This window comes from Stenotrophomonas sp. SY1 (assembly GCF_021202945.1).
Lineage (GTDB): Bacteria > Pseudomonadota > Gammaproteobacteria > Xanthomonadales > Xanthomonadaceae > Stenotrophomonas.
In genome coordinates, this window is record NZ_JAJOYR010000003.1 from 147,978 (window position 1) to 165,352 (window position 17,375).

A 17,375-nucleotide genomic window follows, 5' to 3' on the forward strand; every position below is an offset into this window, starting at 1 on the left:
CAGGATAGGCCATGATCACTGAAGAAACCGTGATTTGCTGGAGCCGTGACGGAGCGCTCGCGCGCATCGCCATCCAGCGACCCGACAAGCGCAACGCCCTGGCCACCCGACACTGGGCGGCGCTGGAGACCGCGCTGGATGCCATTGCCGCCAGCGATGCCCAGGTGCTGGTGCTGTCCGGGGTCCCCGGTGCCTTCAGTGCCGGTGCCGACATCGACGAGCTTGGCCAGCTGCTCACCGCGCCGGAAGCCTTCGCCGCCAACAACGCCCAGGTCCAACGTACCCAGCTCAAGCTGCAACGCCTGCCGCAGACCACGCTGGCCGTCATCGACGGTGCCTGCGTGGGCGGCGGCCTGGGCCTGGCCCTGGCGTGCGACTTGCGCCTGGCCAGTGGCCGCAGCCGGTTTGCCATCACCCCGGCCAAGCTCGGCCTAGTCTACAGCGCCGATGACAGCCGTCGGCTGGTCAACACCGTCGGCATGGCGCGCGCACGCGAGCTGTTGCTGACTGGGCGACTGGTCGATGCGGTCACCGCGTTGGACTGGGGCCTGATCAACCAGCTGGCCGGCGAAGAAGGCCTGGAGGCGCTGGAACAGGCACAGGTGCAGCAGCTGCTGGTGACCTCCGGTCAGGCGCGGCGCGCCATCAAGACCGTGCTCGGCCACCTGGGCGGTGACGCCAGCATCAGCGCCGCACAGGCCGATGCCGCTTTCAACGACGCCTTCAGCAGCAGCGACTTCGTCGAAGGTGCCGCTGCATTCCTGGAAAAACGCGCCCCGCGCTTCAGCTGAGACTGCCCATGCCCGCCTATCTGATCATCCAGGCCCATGTCACCGACCCGCAGGGCTTTGCCGCCTACGCACGCGCCACGCCGGAACTGGTGGCCCGCCATGGCGGCCAGTACCTGGTGATGGGCGGCGAGCAGACCTCGCTGGAGGGCGAACACGCGCCGTTCCGCACCGTGGTCTCGTGCTGGCCCGACCGTGCGGCGGCGTTGGCGTTCTGGAACAGCCCCGAATACATCGCGCTCAAGCCGCTGCGTGCCGGCACCGGCAGCTTCCATGTGCTGCTGGCCGACGGCCTGCAACTGCAACCGCTCACCGACACCGCAACCGAAGGTACCGCTCCATGATCGACGCCTATCGCGCGTTGGCGTTGCAGACCACCTGCCGCGCGATCAACGCCTGTGCCACGCCGGAAGATGCCGCCGCCGCGGTGTCCGACAACATCGCCCGCATCGGCCGCCAGATCCGCGCCTCCAAGGCGTTCATCGGTGCCGACCTGAAACTGGTGGTGCTGCCGGAGTACTTCGCCACCAGCTATCCGCTGGGTGACACCATTCCCGGCTGGGCGGCCAAAGGCTGCTTCGCGATGGACGGGGCCGAGTACGAACAACTGGGACGCATCGCCCAGGACAACGGCGTGTACATCTGTTCCAACGCTTATGAGCGCGACCCGCATTTTCCTGATCTGTATTTCCAGTCATCGGTGATCGTGGACGACAGCGGCAACCAGATCCTGCGTTACCGCCGCCTGATATCGCTGTACGCGCCAAGCCCGCATGACGTCTGGGACAAATATCTGGATGTGTACGGCATCGACGGCGTGTTCCCGGTGGCGCGCACGCCGATCGGGCGGCTGGCCTGCATCGCTTCGGAAGAAATCCTCTATCCGGAAATCGCGCGTGCGCTGGGCCTGCGCGGTGCCGAGGTGATCCTGCATTCCACCAGCGAAGTGGGCAGCCCGGAGTTGACCCCCAAGGACATCGCCAAGCGAGCGCGCGCCATTGAAAACATGGCCTACGTGGTATCGGCCAACACCGCCGGCATCAGCGGCGTGGATATTCCGCTGGGCAGCGCCGATGGCATGAGCAAGATTGTCGATGACCAGGGCCGCGTGCTCAGCGCCGCCGGTACCGGTGAGTCGATGGCCGCCTATGCCGACCTGGACATCGCCGGCCTGCGTCGTCGTCGCCTGCGCCCGGGCATGGGCAACTTCCTCTCGCGCCTGCCGCAGGGCGCGATCAACGCCGGCCTGGCCAGTACCGCGCTCAAGCCGAATGCGCTGCTCGACGGCGCCACCGTGAAGATTCCGCAGCGGGCTGATTTCGCTGCCCGCCAGAAAGCCACCATTGATGCGTTGTTGAGCGCCGGAGTAGTGGGCAATGACTGAAGTGAGCACGCTGCCGCTGCGCAATCCGCGCACCGGTCAATCCGACGGCGAACTGCCGGTGACTTCCGCTGCGCAGGTCGCTGCACTGGGCGCGGATCTGCGCCGGGCGCAGCAGGCATGGGCGGAATGCAGCATCCAGATGCGCTGCGACCGATTGAATGCGCTGGCCGACGCCATCGCCGCACGTCGCGAAGGCTTTCTCGACGCGCTGCTTGCCGACACCGGCCGTTGGCATGAATCGCAGATCGAGGTCGATGGCACCGTCGCTGCAATCCGCCGCTGGGCGCAGCAGGCACCTGCCTGCCTCGCCGAAAAGCCGGTACAGCAGGAAGCCATTCCTTTCATCCAGACCCAGCAGACCTGGGTGGCCTTCCCGGTGGTGGGCGTGATCAGCCCGTGGAATTTCCCGCTGATGCTGACCCTGATCGATGCGGTGCCGGCGCTGGCCGCCGGCTGCGGCATCCTGGCCAAGCCCAGCGAGGTGACCTCACGCTTCGTGCCGCTGTTGCGCGACGCGCTGGACGAAGCCGGCCTGGGCGAGGTGTTCAAGTTGGTCACCGGCGCCGGTGCCACCGGCCAGGCGGTGATCGAAGCCAGCGACCAGATCTGCTTCACCGGCTCGGTCGCAACCGGCCGCAAGGTGGGTGAAGCCTGCGCGCGCCGCTTCATTCCGGCGTCGCTGGAGCTGGGTGGCAAGGACCCGGCACTGGTGTTGTCCGATGCCAACATCGAGCATGCCGCGCGTGCGTTGGCGTGGGGCAGCTTCGTCAACGGCGGCCAGAGCTGCATGTCGATCGAACGCGTCTATGTCGAAGCGCCGGTGGCCGACGCCTTCATCGCCGCGCTGGTCAAGGAAGCGGCAGCGCTGGAACTGGCCTGGCCGGATCCGAAGCAAGGCCAGATCGGCCCGGTGATTGCCGCCTCGCAGGTGGAGCTGGTGCGCGGGCAACTCGCCGACGCCAAGGCCAAGGGCGCGCGTGCGTTGACCGGCGGCGAACTGATCGACCATGGCGGCGTATGGTGCCCGCCGACCGTGCTGGTGGATGTCACCGACGAAATGGCGGTGGTGGCCGATGAAAGTTTTGCCAGCGTGCTGCCGGTGATCGTGGTGGCCGACGAAGGCGAAGCCATCGCGCGCGCCAACAACACCGAGTTCGGTCTGTCGGCGGCGGTGTTCACGCAGAGCCCGGAACGCGCGCAGCGCGTGGCGCGTCAGCTGCAGGCCGGTGGCATCTCGATCAACGACGCCTGCCTGACCGGCATGGTGCAGACCGCCGAGAAGCAGAGCTTCAAGCTGTCGGGCATGGGTGGCTCACGCATGGGCACCGCCTCGATCCGGCGCTTTGTGCGGGCGCGTGCCTTGCTGATCAACACCGGCACCGCATCGCCGTGGTGGTTCCCGGCGGCCTGAGCGCCGGTCAGCAGGACAGCACGAACTCGCCGAGGAAGATGCCGAAGCCGAGTATCCACATCGCGACCATGGCCGGGAAACTGGCCAGCCGCAGCCACCAGCGCCACAGCCGTGGTGCCTGGCGGGTGGCGCGGAACATCAGCACCGGCAGCAGGATGCCGGTGATCACGAACAAGCCGAAGATCGCCCAGCCCAGCAGCCAGAAGGCGTTTGTTTTCTCGCCGAACTCGGGCGGGCATTGGCGCATGGCCCAGGCCAGATCCGGTAGAAGTACCAGGCAGGCCAGCAGTGCCGCCCGCATCAAGCGCAATCCTTGCAACGCGATCCCCCCGAAATTGGTGTTGGCGGCAATGGTGGCATGGTGGATGTTCACGGAAGGTAGTCCGAAGCGGCAGGGCGCCATTGCAACAGGGTTGCCGCCGTAGGAGCGGCCTCGGCCGCGAAGCTGGCAGTGCCGAATCAATGGCGCGAATCGCAATCCCGGGTTTGGCCAGATCCCGATGTTGTTCTGCTACGTGCCTCGCGACCGAGGCCGCTCCTACGCTGATGCACTGCATTGCATTGGAGATTCCTGGCGAGGCGTTCCCACCGGTGCGGGAATCGTGCACTGGAAAAGGCCAAGGCAAAACCAACTGCGAAAGAGAAAGCCGGCTAAAGCCCCAGCACGCCCGGATTCATCCTGGCGGCCGGGTCCAGCTGCTGCTTGATCCCACGCAACAACGCCAGCGGCGCCTCATCCAGCACCTCGACGAACGGGTAGGTGCGGCCGATCTGATTGGATGCACCGCCCATCGCCGCGAACAGCGCGCAGGTTTCCTCGCGCAGCGTCGCCACCAAGGCACGGGCGGGCAGGTTCTCCGTCGGGACACTGAAACCGACCAGCACCTCCGGCGTCACCTTGGCCTGGTGCAGCGGATGCCACACATCGCGCCAATGGAACACCGCTTCGAAGCTGAAGCTGTGGTTGCCCAGCGCCGAGCACAGATAAGTAACGCGCACGCCGCGCGCATCCATTTCGGTGCGGTGCCGCTGCACCAGCTGCCGATGCGCGCCGATCAGCGCGGCCGCACGCGAATGGGCAAGCTTGACGTTGAGCGCGGCCCAGCGATCACCGCCGGCGCCGAGCACCGCATCGAGGTTGGGGAACGGATCGGCGCGGGCGATGCGTGGCACGGTTGCGGCAATGGCCACGCCGCCATGTGTACCCGCCAGAACGTGTGCCTGCGCCAGATCATGTTCGACCGCAGCCGAGGCGTTTCCTGCCGCAACCATGTGCAGCGTGAACGCATCCTGCGGAACCACCTTGCGGCCGGCCCGCAGCATTCCGGCCAACGCCCTGCATTTGGCGCCAGCGCCACTGGCAGTTCCCAGTACCTGCCGGGCTGCACGCCACGCACCGGCAATGTCATGGCCGCGTTCAACCTTGGCTGCCACCGCGCCGGCATCGAGCAGGTAAACCTCCTCGCCCAGTCCGGCGCGCGCGATCGCCGACAAGGCCTTTGCGGCGGATTCAAAATCCGCAAACGCGAACGAGGCGTAGCCGCTGTGCGCCGGCATTGGAATCAAACGGAACGCGGCGCGGGTCTTGATGCCGAATGCGCCGCCGTCATGCATGAACAGCCCGGTGGTATCCGGCCCGAAGTTGCGCAACACCGGTTCGGCATCGGCCTTCAACGCCCATTGCCCGGTGCGCAGCGTCGTGCCGTCGGCGATGACCACTTCCACGCCCAGCACGTTGTCAGCGGCGGCACCGTAGCGCGCGCTGCCGAAGAACAGGGCGCCGTGGCTCAGGCCGCCGCCGATGGTCGCGCCGGCACCGGAGAACGTACCGAAGAAGGGCAGGCGCAGCCCCAGCGGAGCCAACGCGGCGTAGAGCTGCTTCCAGGTCACGCCGGCCTGCGCGACCACGTACATGTCTTCGGCGCTGATGTGCTCGATCTGGTCCAGCGCTGAAAGATCCACCAGCACGCTGTCGGTGCGGCATTGGTAACCGCCGGTGTAGCTGAGCCCGCCACCGCGCGGCACCAGCGTGGCTCCGGCGTTGCTGGCCGCTGCCACGGCCTGTGCCAACTGGGTGACCTTCGCCGGTCGTATCACCGCCAATGGCAACGGCCCGGCTGCGTACAGATCGCTGGCCATCAGCCGGCGCGTGGCATCGTCGGCCTGCACTGCTGTATCGCCGAGCAGCGTGCGCAAGGCAGTGAGCAGAGCGCCGACATCGACTCTCATGCCGGCTTCCAGATGCTCACCACCACGATGGCGGCAATGAACAGCCACAGCACGCCCAGCACCGAGGTCGCCCTGAGGTAGGTGCGGCGGATGATCGCGTTGGTGACGTCGTTCGGACCTTCTTGCGCCATCACCTTCCAGGTGCGGAAGTGGCTGATCAGCGCCAGCCGGATGCCCACGCCCGAGGCCATCACCCCGGCATACAACGCCAGTTTCCAGCGCAGCCATGTCGGCATGTTCCAATTGCCGCCGAGCAGGCCGGTGGCCACCGCCAGCAGCAGCGCCATGAACAGATAGCGCGATCCGCGATCAATGTTGCCCAGGGCCGTGCCGACACGGCTGTGCCGCAGCCGGTGCACCGCCTCGACGAAGCCCAGCCACAGCACGCATAGCAGCCCGGCAATCGTGGCAGTGCTTTCACCACCGGGAATCAGCCCGTACAGCGCCGCCAGCGAGAAGCCCAACCCGGCCTGCAATACCAGTGCATAGCGTACGTGCTGGTCGACATGCATCACGTGTTCCATCAGCCGGCTGCGCTCGGCAAAGGCAATGTGGCTGCCATGGGATACGTAGCGGTAGGTGCTGTTGATCACCAGCTCCGAGCCCAGCCAGTAGCCGAGTACCACGATATGCGCGACCAGCAGGATCTGCAGCAGCATGCTCAGTGCTCCGCCACGTCGTAGCGGGTCAGCTCGTAGGCGGTCTGCATGTAGCCGGTGACCGTGGCGCGCAACACGATGTAGTGCTCATCGGCGCTGACCCACAGATCGTAGTCGGGGTGTTCTTCGGGCATGCCGACATCAAGGATGCGGAAATGGCGTGCCTTGAACCGGCCGGCGATCACCTCGATTTCCTCGTCGCCGACGTACTCGATGGCCAGCGACACCGGGTAGATCATCGGCCCGGTGGCGCCGCGATGGTCCGGCGAGGACAGCAGCATGAAGAAGCTCTGTTTGCCCGGCCCTTTGGACAGGTCGTACAGCGACATCGCATAACCATCGTTGACGATGGCGTGGTTGCCGAACGCCTGCAGCGGAGCCTGCAGCGGGAAGCGCTGCGAGATGCGGCCTTCGATCGTGGTGGTGGATTCGCACTGTGCTTCATCTGCAGCGAAGGAAAACCAGCCCGAGCCACGGAACTGGCCACCGACGGCAATGCGCACGAAGCATTCACGCGGCAGGTTGTCCGCGTCCAGGCGCAGGTTCACGTCGCGCACCACGGCCGGTGCGTCGTCGATCTCGCAGTGCGCGGCGAGCACGCGCGAGCCGTCGCGGTGGACGTCCAGGCGGAAGCTTTCACGCCCGCGTTCCGCGCCTGCGCGATGCGCCTGGTTGCTGGTGTACTGCAAGGTGCCGGTGATGGAACGGACAACGCCAGTCATGCTGCTGCCTCCTCGGGTAGCGGATCGATCTGCAGGATGCTTACCGGCACGTTGTCCGGGTCGTAAGCGATCAGTTCGCGGTACATGCCGGCAGGCGAGCGCTCGCTGGCCACGCGCTTGGGGTAGGTCAGCGGTGGGGTCAGGAAGCGGTAGCCGGCAGCCGTGATCGCCTGTTGCAACGCGTCGAACGCAGTGGTTGAAAGCACCAGTGCGGTTTGCCCGTGCGCGGGCTTGCCCTGCGGCGCTTCGATCGCGTCGATGGTGACGTCGCTGATCTCGAACAGGCCGACGATCACTGGCGCATCATCCGAGGCGGCCAACAGCGCGATGCGCATCGTGCACGGCGGCAGTTGCAGCAGGCCGCCGGCCATCGCGCCGCGCAGCGTTTTCTCTTCGACGACGACCATGCCCAGCGTGTCGCGGTAGAAGCGCAGCGATGCGTCCATATCGCGGCAGAACAGGGTGAAGCGCTCGAACTGAAGTTTCATGCCATTCCTTGCGGCTGCGGGGGCGGCCCGAGGGGAGCGATCCCCGGAGCGGGCGCTGCCCAGGATTGGGAACTCAGGGGGCGGACAGGTACTCGACCAGCACCTTGCGGCGTTCCGCGTCGGGCACCGAAATGACCATGCGGGTGCCGGGCACCTTGCGGCTGGGCGCGGCGAGATAGGCATCCAGCGTGGCCGCGTCCCAGGTGATGCCGCTGCCCTGCATGGCTTGCGAATAGGCAAAGCCGGCTCTGGTGCCGGCCTTGCGGCCGATCAGATCATGCAGGTTGGGGCCTATGCGCTGCGGCGCATCGGCCTGGCGGCTATGGCAGGCGCTGCACATGGCAAAGGCCTGCTCACCGCTGATCGCAGCGGTTGGCGCTGCGGTTGCAGGTGCCGTCACGACGGCGGATGAAGATGCGGCGCCGGCCTCGGCGACGGGCGGGGTTGCCTGTGGTGCCGGCGCTGCGTCCCGGCCGCCACAGGCGGCCAGCAGCAATGAAGCTCCCACGATCAACAGATGACGCATGTTCGTGTCCTTGCAGTGGATTCAGAAGTGCGAAACCACGCCCAGAACCGCGGCGCTTATTTGTCCGGACAAATAAGTATCAGAATGCCGCGCCGAATAAAAGCTGCAAGGTTCCATCCTGTGCAGGCGCCCGCAACGCGAGGCAGGCCTCGGCACTTCTGGGGCCGCAAGGAATCGCATACGCTTGGCCCTATTCATTTGACTTCGGGGGATGTCATGGGGATGGGGATCAGGTGCGTGACGCTGCTGGTGCTGGCGGTATTCGGCTATGCGAACACATCACCAGTGGTTGCGCAGACCGTACCGGTGGAGGCGTTCGCCAAGGCCAGTCCATTTTCGATGCCGCGTCTGTCGCCCAGTGGTGAGTACCTTGCGTTCGCCACCGACTTCGGCGGCGGCAACCATGCCCTGCAGGTGCTGCGGTTGGCGGACATGCAGCGCACTGCGGTACTGAGGTTGCCTCGCTATGAGAGCCCATATCAGATCGCCTGGGTCAGCGACAGGCGACTGGTGATCGCCAAGGGCCGCAAGTACGGCTCACTGGAGAAACCAATACCGAACGGCGAGATCATCGCCAGTGATTTCGATGGACAGAACCAGCGCTACATCTACGGCTACGAGCAACAGAACGCCTCGGCGGGACTGGACCGTGGCTTCGGCTTCATCGAGGGCGTGGCCGACAGCAACGATGGCCGGTTCTACATGCGTCAGCTCAAGCGGACACCGACCAATTCGATGCTGTACGCGGTGGACACCCAGCGCCCGACCTTCAAGCTGATCGCCAGCATCAATGTGCCGAGCCTGGAGTTCGTGATCGACCGTAATGGTGTGGCCCGCTATGCATGGGGGCGTGACGAGAACGACAACCATCTTCTCTATGCCTCCGAAGATGGCCAGAACTGGAGGCAGATATCGCAGCAGCAGACCGGCGGCATATGGACACCGGCTGCGTTCAGCAGCGACAACCAGCAGGTCTATGGGCGCTTCAGCCAAGGCGATGGCCCTTCGATGCTGGTGATGACCAACCTGGAAGGAGGCGAGCGCGATGTGCTGGCCAGTGATGCCTTCAGCAATACCGGCCTGTCGCAATGGACGCACTCACCTTCGGTGCCCTTCGCCGCCTCGCCGGTGGCCGGACGGCCACAGTTCCACTACTTCGACCCTGGACGGCCGGATGCCGAGCTGCACAAGGCACTGGTCGGACTGCTGCCGCAACAACATGTGACTTTTGACGACATCAGCCGAGATGGCCAGACGGTGCTCGTGCATCTGGCCAGCGATCGCGATCCAGGCAGCTGGTACCTGCTCCGTCGGTCGAACAACAAGCTGGAGAAGATACTTTCGCCGAATGACGCGATCGACCCTGCGCTGATGGCCGAGCGGCGACCGGTGCGTTTCAGGGCCAGCGATGGCGTCGAGCTGGAGGGCATCTTCACCATTCCGCGCAACAGCGAAGGACGCAGACTTCCGACCGTCGTACTGCCGCATGGTGGGCCGCACGGCGTGAGCGATGACTGGTTCTACGATGCTGATGCGCAGTTTCTGGCCAATCGCGGCTATCTGGTGGTGCAGGTCAACTATCGGGGCAGTGGCGGCCGTGGCCACGGGTTCGAGGAACTGGGCTATCTGCACTGGGGGACCCGCGTGCAGCAGGACGTGCTGGAAGGGCTCAAGGAGGCTGAAAAACAGGGCCTGGCGGACACTGCGCGGGTCTGCACCTACGGTGCCAGCTTCGGTGCGTACTCGGCGATGATGCTGGCCGCGCGCGAGCCGGAACTGATCCGCTGCGCGGTGGGGCTGGCCGGCCTGTATGACCTGAAGATGATGTACAAGAAGGGCGACATCAAGGACACCGCCTACGGTCGCAATTATCTGGGCCGGGTGATCGGCCGCAGCGATGAGGAACTGGCTGCCAACTCACCGACCGGGGTAGCGGCGCGGATCGCCGCACCGGTGTTCCTGGCCCACGGTGAGCGCGATGAGCGCACGCCGATTGCACAGGCCAATGCCATGCGCAGCGCATTGACGGCTGCGGGGAGACCGCCGCAGTGGATGGCGGTGGCAGGCGAAGGCCATGGCTTCTACAACGACGACAACAGCGTTGCCTTCTATCGCGCGTTGGAAACGTTCCTGGACACGAACATCGGGCATTGACCGCAGCCATCACCGAGCGGCGGGGTGATCGCCATGCCTGCATCTGGCAATGGATTTCACCTGGGATTTCCCTGCTCTGAAAGATGATGCGGGTTCGCCCGTGGGCCGGCTGCCTCACTTCCTGGGGCACCGTGCTTCATTGGGCGGATCAGGCAAACAGGAGCCCGTCTTCATGAACCTTCCGTCGCTTTTCGATCTCACCGGCAAGGTGGCCATTGTCACCGGCGGTGGCAATGGCATTGGTCGTGCCAGCGCGCTGATGTTGGCAGCGCATGGTGCCGCCGTGGCGATCGCCGACCTGAAGCTGGCCGATGCGCAGAAGGTCGCCGATGAGATCACCACCCACGGTGGCCGCGCATTGGCATTGGAATGCAATGTGCTCAAGGACGAGGATCTGGTACGGCTGGTGGAACGCACCGCCGCTGAACTGGGCGGCATCCATGTTCTGGTCAACAACGCAGGCGGCGGTGGTGCCGGCCGCGAGAGCCCGTTCGAGATCACCCTGGAACAGTTCGAGCGCCCGTTCCGGATCAACGTGTTCAGCGCTTGGCGGTTGGCGCAGTTGTGCGCGCCGTACATGAAGCAGGCCGGCTACGGCTCGATCATCAACATGTCGTCGATGAGTTCGATCAACAAGAGCCCGGCGATCAGCGCGTACGCCGCGTCCAAGGCGGCGGTCAACCACATGACGGCCAATCTCGCGCACGACTATGGCCCGGAGATCCGCATCAACGCGGTGGGGCCGGGTGCCGTGCGCACCGGAGCGTTGGCGACGGTGCTGACCCCGGAGATCGAGGCGCGGATGCTGTCGCATACGCCGATCAAACGGCTGGGCGAGCCCGCTGACATTGCCGGTGCGGTGCTGTACTTCGCTGCGCCGATATCGAGCTGGGTCAGTGGGCAGACCTTGTTCGTCAATGGCGGTGGTGTGCAGACGCTGGATTGAGCCGTGTTTGTTCCGGCGTCGGGCTCAGGGCTGCTGCGGCAACGTGGACAGGTACTCGATCACCGCCTGGCGACGTGCCGGATCGGCAGTGGCATTGACCATCTTGCTGCCGGGTACCTGCTTGGCTGGTGACTTGAGGAAGGCGTCCAGGCTCTGCGCATCCCAGGTGATGTCGCTGGCCTTCATCGCTTCGGAATAGTGGTAACCCGGCGCGGTTCCGGCCTTGCGGCCGATCACGCCATGCAGATTCGGGCCGACGCGATGGCCGAGGTCGGGGCGGGTGTCATGGCAGCCGGCGCAGATGGCGAAGGCGCGTTCGAGCTGTTGCTGATGTGGGTCGGCGTCTGTGCTGTGATTGAAGGCATCGCGCTGGCCGCAGGCGCTCAGTGACAGGCAGATGGCGAGTGCAAGCAGCGGGCGGGACATTGTTTCCTCAGTGCGACAATCGCCGCGGTGCTGCGGCGGTGGCAATGATGGCTGCTGGTGGGACGGAAAGGCAAAGGCAGTAGTGGAAGTGGCGAAGCAGATGCGCCCTCATCCGCCCCTTCGGGGTACCTTCTCCCGTGGAACGGGAGAAGGGATGCTTTCAAGCATTGCTTGAGCTGCTGGTCCTGCGGCTCCGGATGTGCCTCGCAAACGGCGACGAAGCCAGCAATGCATGGCGATCAACAACCAGCCCGAAGCTATCCCCTCTCCCGTTTACGGGGCGATGCGGGCTTGCTTGCTAACCATTGGTTCGCAGCCCGTTGAGCGCCCGTGCGCTGGCGCAAGGGCCGGGGCGCGGAGCGGGGGTAGGGGTGAGGGCAGCTTTTCAAACGCCGCGCACAACGCTTCGCTTCCAAAGCCCTTGCCTTGAAGCCTCCGCTCACTTCTTCGCAGCGAAGGTCTTGTCCAGGCTCTGCTCGAAGGTGTGGTAACCGATGCGCTCATACAGTTCCTCGCGGGTCTGCATGGTGTCCACCACGTTGCGCTGGTGGCCGTCGCGGCGGATCGCGGTGTACACGTTCTCGGCCGCCTTGTTCATCGCGCGGAACGCCGACAGCGGATAGATGCACATCGACACGCCCACCGAACCCAGCTCCTCGGTGGAGAACAACGGCGTCTGGCCGAACTCGGTCAGGTTGGCCAGCACCGGCACCTTCACCGCATCGACGAAACGCTTGTAGGTTTCCAGGTCATACGAGGCTTCGGCAAAGATGCCGTCGGCACCGGCTTCCACGCAGGCCAACGAACGCTCGATGGCGGCATCAACACCTTCCATCTGGATGGCGTCGGTGCGGGCGATCAGGAAGAAGTCCGGGTCGGTCTTGGCGTCAGCGGCGGCCTTGACGCGGTCCACCATCTCGCCCAGCGACACGATTTCCTTGTTCGGGCGGTGGCCGCAACGCTTGGCGCCCACCTGGTCCTCGATATGGCAGGCCGCCGCACCAGCCTTGATCAGCGACTTCACCGTGCGCGCGATGTTGAACGCGCTCGGACCAAAGCCGGTGTCGATGTCCGACAACAGCGGCAGGTCGCAGACGTCGGTGATGCGGCGGATATCGGTGAGCACGTCGTCCATGGTGTTGATGCCCAGGTCCGGCAGGCCCAGCGAGCCGGCAGCGACGCCGCCGCCGGACAGGTAGACCGCACGGAAGCCCGCACGCTTGGCCAGCAACGCATGGTTGGTGTTGACCGCACCGGGAATCTGCAGCGGGTGTTCCTGCTTCAACGCCGCGCGGAAGCGGGCGCCTGGACTGACAATGCTCATCGAAACTCCTGTGGTTGGATGGCGATGCTTACATCGCCGGGTAGTTCGGTCCGCCGCCACCTTGCGGGGTCACCCACACGATGTTCTGGGTCGGGTCCTTGATGTCGCAGGTCTTGCAGTGCACGCAGTTCTGCGCGTTGATCTGCAGGCGCGTGTCGCTGCCTTCGCCGACAAACTCATACACGCCCGCCGGGCAGTAACGCGCTTCCGGGCCGCCGTAGGTGGCCAGGTTCACGCTCACCGGGATGCTGGGGTCCTTCAGCGTCAGATGGCTGGGCTGGTCTTCCTCGTGGTTGGTCGAGGACAGGAACACCGAGCTCAGGCGGTCGAAGGTCAGCACGTTGTCCGGCTTCGGGTAGTTGATCTTGGGCTGGGTGGCGGCCGGCTCCAGGCACTCGTGGTCGGCCTTGGTGCGGTGGATGGTCCACGGCGCGTTGCGGATGCCCAGCTTGGGCAGCAGCCACTGTTCGATGCCGGTCATCAGCGTGGCCAGGGTGCGGCCCTTCTTGAACCACTGCTTGAAGTTCTTGGACTGCATCAGCTCGGCCTTCAGCCAGCTGTTCTCGAAAGCTTCCGGATAGGCGCTCAGTTCATCGCGCGAACGGCCGGCGACCAGCGCATCGAACGCGGCTTCGGCGGCGAGCATGCCGGTCTTGATCGCAGCGTGGCTGCCCTTGATGCGGCTGACGTTGAGGTAGCCGGCTTCGCAGCCGACCAGCGCGCCGCCCGGGAACACGGTCTTGGGCAGCGACAGGATGCCGCCGGCGGTGATCGCACGTGCGCCGTAGGCGATGCGCTTGCCGCCTTCCAGGTGCTTGCGGATCGCCGGATGGGTCTTGAAGCGCTGGAACTCCTCGAACGGGCTCAGCCACGGGTTCTTGTAGTCCAGGCCGACCACGTAACCGATCGACACCTTGCCGCCTTCGGCGTGGTACAGGAACGCGCCGCCGTAGGTGTCGTTGTCCAGCGGCCAGCCAGCGGCGTGCACCACCAGGCCCGGCTCATGCTTGGCCGGATCGATCTGCCACAGCTCCTTGATGCCGATGCCGTAGGCCTGCGGATCCTTGCCGGCGTCGAGCTTGAACTTGCTGATCAGCTGGCGACCCAGGTGGCCGCGCGAACCTTCGGCGAAGATCGTGTACTTGGCATGCAGTTCCATGCCGCGCTCGAAGTTCGGGCCCGGCGTGCCGTCCTTGTGGATGCCCATGTCGCCGGTGGCCACGCCCATCACCGCGCCATTCTCGTCGTACAGCACCTCGGCGGCGGCAAAACCCGGGAAGATGGCCACTTCCAGTGCCTCGGCCTGCTGCGCCAGCCAGCGGCTCACTTCGCCCAGGCTGATGATGTAGTTGCCGTCGTTGTGGAAGCACTCCGGCAGCAGCGCGTGCGGGGTGGCCTTGGCGCCGGTCTCGTCCAGGAACAGGAACTCGTCGCGGGTCACGGCCTGCTTCAGCGGCGCGCCGCGCTCGGCCCAGTCCGGGAACAGCTCATTGAGCGCGCGCGGGTCCATGATCGCGCCGGACAGGATATGCGCGCCGGGCTCGGAGCCCTTTTCCAGCACGCACACCGACAGTTCCTGTCCCTTCTCCACGGCAAGCTGGCGCAGGCGGATGGCGGTGGCCAGGCCGGCGGGGCCGGCACCGACGATGACGACGTCGAACTCCATCGCTTCGCGCGGCGGCAGTGCGGAGGTGGCTTCAATGTTCATGCAGGGGCTCTTGGGTAAAGGCCGGCGCGATAGGCGACGACGGTTGCCTGGAACCGCCGCCTCAACACGAGGCGGCGATGATCTCCGAAGGTGCAGCGTTCCAGATCAGCCCTGCGCGATCGGCCAGATGGGCGAACACGCGTTCCAGGTGCTTGATGCGGTGCGGCTGGCCCATCACCCACGGGTGGATGTTGAGCGCGAGCAGGCGTCCCTGTCCGGTGCGCTGCGCTTCCTCGAGCAGGAATTCGCAGGCATCGACCATCTGGTCCGCATACTCGGCCTCGGCGTGCAGATTTTCGCCGACGATGAAGCGATCTTCCAATTCCAGTGACAATGGCAGGGCGGTCAACGGGCCGTACGCGGTCTGGAACGGGTAGGGCAGCTCGTCGTTGACCCAGTCCGCAAACCACGCCACACCAGCCTGATGCAGCAATTCCGGGGTGTTTTCGGACTGCGACCGGGCCGGTGACAACCAGCCCTGCAACGGACCTTCCGAATAGGGCGCCAGCGCAGCCAAAGTGCGCTGGATGTATTCAGCTTCGCGCTCCGGGGCCAGCCCGCCATGGTGCACGCTGTCCATGTTCCAGCCGTGCGCTACCAGCTCGGCGCTGCGCGCCTTGAGCCGGCGCAGCAGGGCCGGGTAGCGCTCGGCCAGTTCGCCGTTGACCGCGGTGCTGGCGCGCAGACCGTACTTTTCCAGCGCATCCAGTACGCGGAACACGCCCACCCGGTTGCCGTAATCGCGCAGCGTGTAATGGCGCAGGTCCGGGTAGGGCATGACCATCGAACCGTGCGGCTTGAAGCCTTCACCGGCGGGGTTGAGCGGGAAGTGTTCCAGCGTCAGGTTGAGCCACAGCGCCAGCGGCTTGTCACCGGGCCAGCGCACGGCCGGGCGTTGCGCCAGCATCGACCATGCATAGCGCTCATGGTCCATGCCGTGGCGCAGCTGCGGGTACTCCAGGAAGCTGCGATCCAGGCTCATGCCGCGTCCTCCGCGTTGATCGCCGCCATCGAGGCCAGCGCGTCGTCGTAATGGTGGTCGAGGTAATGCTGTGCGATCTCGCGGCCGGTGGCCTTCCACACCTTGTCGTGGCTGCAGATGTAGTCCATCGCATCGTGGAAGGCGGCCAGGCGATGCGGGTGGCTGACCTGGTAGGCGTGCAGCGGCACGCACATCACCGTGCCGGAGTGTTCGCCTTCGGCGTACAGGCGGTCGAAGGCGTCCTTGATCATCTGCCCGTAGCGGCGCGGCTCGATCTTGTTGGTGACGTAGACGATGGTGTCGTTGAGCTCCAGCGAATATGGCACCGACACGAAACGCTTGCCCGAGCGGGTCTTCACCGGGGTGGGCTGGTCATCGTGGAACAGGTCGCAGGTGTACAGGCCGCCGGCTTCGGCGAACAGGTCGATGGTGTTGTCCGAATGCGACAAGGCCGGTGCCAGATAGCCATCGCAATGCTGGCCGGTGTGCTCGGCGATCAGCGCCATCGAATGCGCGATCATCTCCCGCTCCTGCGCCTCGTCCAGGCCGTAGGTGTAGCGCGTGTTGTAGATGCCGTGGCTGAAGAATTCCCAGTCGCGCTCGGCCGCCATCTGGATCACTTCCGGATGGTGCTTGAGCATGGCGGTGGACAGCGACACCGAGCCGCGCAGGCCGTACTGGTCCATCACCCGCATCATCCGCTGGTGGCCGACGCGGTTGCCGTAATCGCGGGTGCCGTAGCTCTGGATGTCCGGCAACGGGCGCGGCCATGGCTTGCGCTGCGGATTGGCCGGTGGGGCGTATTCGTAGAACTCGATGTTGGGTGCGATCCACAACGCCACGCGGGCACCACCCGGCCAGCTGATCTTCGGCCGGCTGTCATAGGGCCAGTAGTCGAACAGGCCCGGGTCGGACTTGCTCGCCGTGCTCATGCGCGCAACGCCTGCAACTGCGCGGCCACATGCTCCACCGATTCCACATCGCCGTACTTGAGCATGATGTCGCTGAGGTTGGCGAAGTGCGGGATCTCGTGCTTGTCGGCCACGCACTCCTCCGGAACGATGCTGCGGTAGCCACGCGACAGGCTGTCGATCACACAGGCGCGGATGCAGCCGGAGGTGGAACCGCCGGTGATGATCAGCGTGTCGATCTTGTGGAAGGTCAGCAGCGACCACAGGTTGGTCTCGAAGAACGGGCTGGCCATGCGCTTGTGCATGACGATGTCACCGGGCTGTACGTCGGCACGCGGATCGAACTGCGCCCGCTCGGAGCCGTGCTTGATGTTCTGCAGCGAGTCCGGGGTATTGGTGCGCGTACCCCAGGTGCCGGCGTCCTCGCCCGATTCCAGATAGGCCACGTAGGTCCACACCACCGGCAGGCCGAGCGCACGCACCTGCGCCGACAGCGCGTTGATGTGCTCGATCTGGCGCGGATCGGTTTCATAGGCGGTCTTGAACGCAGCCAGGTCGGTATACGCGCGCTGCACATCGATGTTGACGATGGCCGGGCGTGCGCCGAAGCCGAACTTTGCACGATTGGGATTGGCCTTGACCTGCTCCCAGTACTGGCGGGCGGTGAGGCTGGACGTTTCCATCACGGGCATGGGGTCTCTCCGTTGCGTCGATGCG

The 17,375-nt window shown here is 65.4% G+C and carries 18 protein-coding genes; 6 read left to right on the plus strand and 12 right to left on the minus strand.

The window, feature by feature from the left end; genetic code table 11:
• The first annotated feature begins 11 nt into the window (after positions 1–11).
• From LR961_RS17755 to LR961_RS17770, 4 genes are read left to right on the plus strand one after another with little or no spacing between them, the layout of a single operon-like run.
• Positions 12–791 carry an enoyl-CoA hydratase-related protein gene (locus tag LR961_RS17755; protein WP_232151304.1) on the plus strand — a complete coding sequence of 260 codons (780 nt, stop codon included), beginning with the start codon at positions 12–14 and terminating at the stop codon, positions 789–791.
• A gap of 8 nt (positions 792–799) precedes the next feature.
• A complete protein-coding gene (locus LR961_RS17760; protein WP_232151305.1) occupies positions 800–1,132 on the plus strand; it encodes a DUF1330 domain-containing protein in 333 nt (110 codons plus the stop codon).
• Positions 1,129–2,172 carry a nitrilase-related carbon-nitrogen hydrolase gene (locus LR961_RS17765; protein WP_232151306.1) on the plus strand — a complete coding sequence of 348 codons (1,044 nt, stop codon included), beginning with the start codon at positions 1,129–1,131 and terminating at the stop codon, positions 2,170–2,172. Before LR961_RS17760 ends, LR961_RS17765 begins: the two co-directional genes overlap by 4 nt.
• Positions 2,165–3,583: an aldehyde dehydrogenase family protein gene (locus LR961_RS17770; RefSeq protein ID WP_232151307.1), complete on the plus strand. Its 1,419-nt coding sequence runs from the start codon at positions 2,165–2,167 to the stop codon at positions 3,581–3,583. Before LR961_RS17765 ends, LR961_RS17770 begins: the two co-directional genes overlap by 8 nt.
• Before the next feature lie 7 nt (positions 3,584–3,590).
• On the opposite strand, the gene LR961_RS17775 is transcribed toward LR961_RS17770, so the two are convergent.
• The 6 genes from LR961_RS17775 to LR961_RS17800 form a co-directional block, all read right to left on the minus strand.
• Positions 3,591–3,956, minus strand: coding sequence for a hypothetical protein (locus tag LR961_RS17775; RefSeq protein ID WP_232151308.1), 366 nt, complete (start codon positions 3,954–3,956; stop codon positions 3,591–3,593).
• 278 nt (positions 3,957–4,234) lie between these two features.
• Positions 4,235–5,812 (minus strand): FAD-binding oxidoreductase, encoded by a 1,578-nt coding sequence (locus LR961_RS17780; protein ID WP_232151309.1) that lies wholly within the window; start codon positions 5,810–5,812, stop codon positions 4,235–4,237.
• On the minus strand, positions 5,809–6,471 hold the full coding sequence (locus LR961_RS17785) for a hypothetical protein (RefSeq protein WP_232151310.1): 663 nt from the start codon (positions 6,469–6,471) through the stop codon (positions 5,809–5,811). The genes LR961_RS17780 and LR961_RS17785 overlap by 4 nt, the downstream gene beginning before the upstream one ends.
• 2 nt (positions 6,472–6,473) lie before the next feature.
• Entirely contained in the window at positions 6,474–7,193 is a 720-nt protein-coding gene (locus LR961_RS17790; protein ID WP_232151311.1) for a DUF3108 domain-containing protein, read from the minus strand.
• A complete protein-coding gene (locus tag LR961_RS17795) occupies positions 7,190–7,681 on the minus strand; it encodes a VOC family protein (RefSeq protein WP_232151312.1) in 492 nt (163 codons plus the stop codon). The genes LR961_RS17790 and LR961_RS17795 overlap by 4 nt, the downstream gene beginning before the upstream one ends.
• A 73-nt stretch (positions 7,682–7,754) precedes the next feature.
• Positions 7,755–8,207: a c-type cytochrome gene (locus tag LR961_RS17800; RefSeq protein WP_232151313.1), complete on the minus strand. Its 453-nt coding sequence runs from the start codon at positions 8,205–8,207 to the stop codon at positions 7,755–7,757.
• A 222-nt stretch (positions 8,208–8,429) separates the two neighbouring features.
• Between LR961_RS17800 and LR961_RS17805 the strand changes: the two genes are divergently transcribed.
• The gene (locus tag LR961_RS17805) at positions 8,430–10,361 is read left to right on the plus strand and encodes a prolyl oligopeptidase family serine peptidase (RefSeq protein ID WP_232151314.1); all 1,932 of its coding nucleotides are present in this window, start codon (positions 8,430–8,432) and stop codon (positions 10,359–10,361) included.
• Between the two features lie 172 nt (positions 10,362–10,533).
• Positions 10,534–11,307 carry a glucose 1-dehydrogenase gene (locus LR961_RS17810; RefSeq protein WP_232151315.1) on the plus strand — a complete coding sequence of 258 codons (774 nt, stop codon included), beginning with the start codon at positions 10,534–10,536 and terminating at the stop codon, positions 11,305–11,307.
• Positions 11,308–11,331: 24 nt separating this feature from the next.
• Here LR961_RS17810 and LR961_RS17815 read toward each other — a convergent pair whose 3' ends face one another.
• The 6 genes from LR961_RS17815 to LR961_RS17840 form a co-directional block, all read right to left on the minus strand.
• Complete coding sequence (locus LR961_RS17815) at positions 11,332–11,733, minus strand: c-type cytochrome (protein ID WP_232151316.1); 402 nt, start codon at positions 11,731–11,733, stop codon at positions 11,332–11,334.
• A gap of 439 nt (positions 11,734–12,172) precedes the next feature.
• Entirely contained in the window at positions 12,173–13,057 is an 885-nt protein-coding gene (prpB, locus tag LR961_RS17820) for a methylisocitrate lyase (RefSeq protein ID WP_232151317.1), read from the minus strand.
• Positions 13,058–13,085: 28 nt separating this feature from the next.
• Positions 13,086–14,765, minus strand: a complete 1,680-nt coding sequence (locus LR961_RS17825) for an electron transfer flavoprotein-ubiquinone oxidoreductase (RefSeq protein WP_232151318.1) — start codon at positions 14,763–14,765, stop codon at positions 13,086–13,088.
• Between the two features lie 61 nt (positions 14,766–14,826).
• Positions 14,827–15,747 (minus strand): polysaccharide deacetylase family protein, encoded by a 921-nt coding sequence (locus tag LR961_RS17830; protein WP_232151319.1) that lies wholly within the window; start codon positions 15,745–15,747, stop codon positions 14,827–14,829.
• Positions 15,744–16,679, minus strand: coding sequence for a polysaccharide deacetylase family protein (locus tag LR961_RS17835; protein ID WP_232151320.1), 936 nt, complete (start codon positions 16,677–16,679; stop codon positions 15,744–15,746). The genes LR961_RS17830 and LR961_RS17835 overlap by 4 nt, the downstream gene beginning before the upstream one ends.
• Positions 16,676–17,350, minus strand: a complete 675-nt coding sequence (locus tag LR961_RS17840) for an isochorismatase family protein (RefSeq protein WP_232151321.1) — start codon at positions 17,348–17,350, stop codon at positions 16,676–16,678. Before LR961_RS17840 ends, LR961_RS17835 begins: the two co-directional genes overlap by 4 nt.
• Between the last annotated feature and the right edge of the window lie 25 nt (positions 17,351–17,375).